Below are 494 nucleotides of genomic sequence, written 5' to 3' on the forward strand. Positions count from 1 at the left end.
CGGTCTAGACCAAATTTACCTGCGTTTGCACCTGCTACGATAACGAATATTGCTAATAGAATCATTTGTCCATTTGTGCTTACTGTTCCACTAAATAAGAAGGCAAAGTTCATGACCATTCCCATCAATGTTGCAAAGCTTGTGAATAAACCTAGGATTAGTGCAATCCCTACTAGAACTTCTCCCCATTGAACCATGAAACTGAATAAATCCGCATTTGGGAGTGCTATATGTTCTAGAAATGTTGCCCACCATCCTTGTACTGCTGGGTGATCACCTGTGCTATTTGCAATTGCCCCTTGTAAAAATCCACTTGCGTCAAAGCCACCACTTGTAATTTTTTCATAGCCTGCATGGATAAATTGATAACCAAGATAAATTCTAAATATCGCTAAAATTCCGGCAACCACTTTATTATTTCTTAATAAGTCTAACATTTTACTCCATCTCCTTAAGATTAGTTATCTGATTATATTGTTCACTATTTCACATTT

At 36.8% G+C, this 494-nt stretch carries 1 protein-coding gene; it reads right to left on the bottom strand.

Going from position 1 to position 494, the window contains the following annotated elements; genetic code table 11:
* Nucleotides 1-437: DoxX family protein (locus tag ACTQ5K_RS25565; protein ID WP_413145849.1), on the bottom strand; the 437-nt coding region annotated here is incomplete at its 3' end.
* Nucleotides 438-494: the final 57 nt, after the last annotated feature.

It is taken from the genome of Niallia sp. Sow4_A1, assembly GCF_052116745.1.
Taxonomy (GTDB): domain Bacteria; phylum Bacillota; class Bacilli; order Bacillales; family Cytobacillaceae; genus Niallia; species Niallia hominis.